Below are 2,500 nucleotides of genomic sequence, written 5' to 3'. Positions count from 1 at the left end.
ATTGGGGGGACCACCCTCCAAGCCTAAGTACTCGTGCATGACCGATAGCGAACTAGTACCGTGAGGGAAAGGTGAAAAGCACCCCGACAAGGGGAGTGAAAGAGTACCTGAAACCGGTTGCCTACAAACAGTGGAAGCCCAAGGTTCGTCCTGGGTGACCACGTACCTTTTGTATAATGGGTCAGCGACTTAGTGTGACGAGCAAGCTTAAACCGCTAGGTGTAGGCGCAGCGAAAGCGAGTCTGAACAGGGCGTTCAGTTCGTCGCATTAGACCCGAAACCGAGTGATCTAGCCATGAGCAGGTTGAAGGTAAGGTAACACTTACTGGAGGACCGAACCCATAACTGTTGCAATAGTTCGGGATGACTTGTGGCTAGGGGTGAAAGGCCAATCAAACTCGGAAATAGCTGGTTCTCCGCGAAATCTATTTAGGTAGAGCGTCGACCGAATACCCCAGGGGGTAGAGCACTGGATGGGCTAGGGGTCCTCACCGGATTACCAAACCTAACCAAACTCCGAATACCTGGGAGTACTAGTCGGCAGACACACGGCGGGTGCTAACGTCCGTCGTGAAAAGGGAAACAACCCTGACCTACAGCTAAGGTCCCCAAGTTATGGCTAAGTGGGAAAGGATGTGAGGATCCCAAAACAACCAGGATGTTGGCTTAGAAGCAGCCATCATTTAAAGAAAGCGTAACAGCTCACTGGTCTAAATAAGGGTCTTTGCGCCGAAAATGTAACGGGGCTAAAGCCATACACCGAAGCTTAGGGTTTGGTCCGCAAGGGCCAAGCGGTAGCGGAGCGTTCTGTAAGCTGACGAAGCCATACCCGTGAGGGGTGGTGGAGGTATCAGAAGTGCGAATGCTGACATGAGTAACGTAAGGGGAGTGAGAGACTCCCCCGCCGAAAGACCAAGGGTTCCTGCTTAAAGCTAATCTGAGCAGGGTTAGCCGGCCCCTAAGACGAGGCGGAAACGCGTAGTCGATGGGAACCACGTTAATATTCGTGGGCTTGGAGGTAGTGACGGATCATTGAGGTAGTCCAATCTTATCGGATTGAACGGGCTGCTGCGTGGTTCCAGGAAATAGCTCCTCCTTATAAACCGTACCCGAAACCGACACTGGTGGTCTGGTAGAGTATACCAAGGCGCTTGAGAGAACTATGCTGAAGGAACTCGGCAAATTGCACGCGTAACTTCGGAAGAAGCGTGACCCTTTTCCACGCAAGTGGAGGAGGGTGGCACAGACCAGGGGGTAGCGACTGTTTATCAAAAACACAGGGCTCTGCGAAGTCGCAAGACGACGTATAGGGTCTGACGCCTGCCCGGTGCTGGAAGGTTAAGAGGAGGGGTGCAAGCTCTGAATCGAAGCCCCAGTAAACGGCGGCCGTAACTATAACGGTCCTAAGGTAGCGAAATTCCTTGTCGGGTAAGTTCCGACCTGCACGAATGGCGTAACGACTTCCCCGCTGTCTCCAGCATAGACTCAGTGAAATTGAATTCCCCGTGAAGATGCGGGGTTCCTGCGGTTAGACGGAAAGACCCCGTGCACCTTTACTATAGCTTTACATTGGCATTCGTAGTGGCATGTGTAGGATAGGTGGTAGGCTTTGAAACCTGGGCGCCAGCTCAGGTGGAGCCACCCTTGAAATACCACCCTTATCACTATGGATGTCTAACCGCGGCCCGTTATCCGGGTCCGGGACAATGTATGGTGGGTAGTTTGACTGGGGCGGTCGCCTCCTAAAGAGTAACGGAGGCGCGCGATGGTGGGCTCAGAACGGTCGGAAATCGTTCGCTGAGTGCAATGGCATAAGCCTGCCTGACTGCGAGACTGACAAGTCGAGCAGAGACGAAAGTCGGTCATAGTGATCCGGTGGTCCCGCGTGGAAGGGCCATCGCTCAACGGATAAAAGGTACGCCGGGGATAACAGGCTGATGACCCCCAAGAGTCCATATCGACGGGGTTGTTTGGCACCTCGATGTCGACTCATCGCATCCTGGGGCTGGAGCAGGTCCCAAGGGTATGGCTGTTCGCCATTTAAAGCGGTACGTGAGTTGGGTTCAGAACGTCGTGAGACAGTTCGGTCCCTATCTGCCGTGGGTGTAGGAATATTGAAAGGATCTGTCCCTAGTACGAGAGGACCGGGATGGACGGATCTCTGGTGGACCTGTTGTGGCGCCAGCCGCATAGCAGGGTAGCTATATCCGGACGGGATAACCGCTGAAGGCATCTAAGCGGGAAACCCACCTTAAAACGAGTATTCCCTGAGAACCGTGGAAGACGACCACGTTGATAGGCCGGGTGTGGAAGAGCGGCAACGCTTGAAGCTTACCGGTACTAATAGTTCGATCGGCTTGATCGTTCTCATTCCTAATATCCATTTGACGAAGTCAAATGGTCTGACCAGCGCTCACGCATGAGCGGCCCTTACGGGCCTATGCTCCGCGAGGGCGCCGGACGACCGGCGACGCGCAGTCGCGCTTGCGGGCTTTGCCCG

General features: G+C 54.2%; 1 rRNA gene (cut by a window edge). It reads left to right on the top strand.

What is annotated here, in order from left to right:
* A 23S ribosomal RNA gene (locus tag LB516_RS28735) occupies positions 1–2,365 on the top strand; it begins 467 nt to the left of the window's first position.
* Positions 2,366–2,500: the final 135 nt, after the last annotated feature.

The organism is Mesorhizobium sp. CO1-1-7 (genome assembly GCF_020164885.1).
In the GTDB taxonomy this organism is placed as follows: Bacteria; Pseudomonadota; Alphaproteobacteria; order Rhizobiales; family Rhizobiaceae; genus Mesorhizobium; species Mesorhizobium australicum.
Note: the sequence above shows the minus strand (reverse complement) of the source record. Positions and strands in the feature narration are given on the sequence as shown.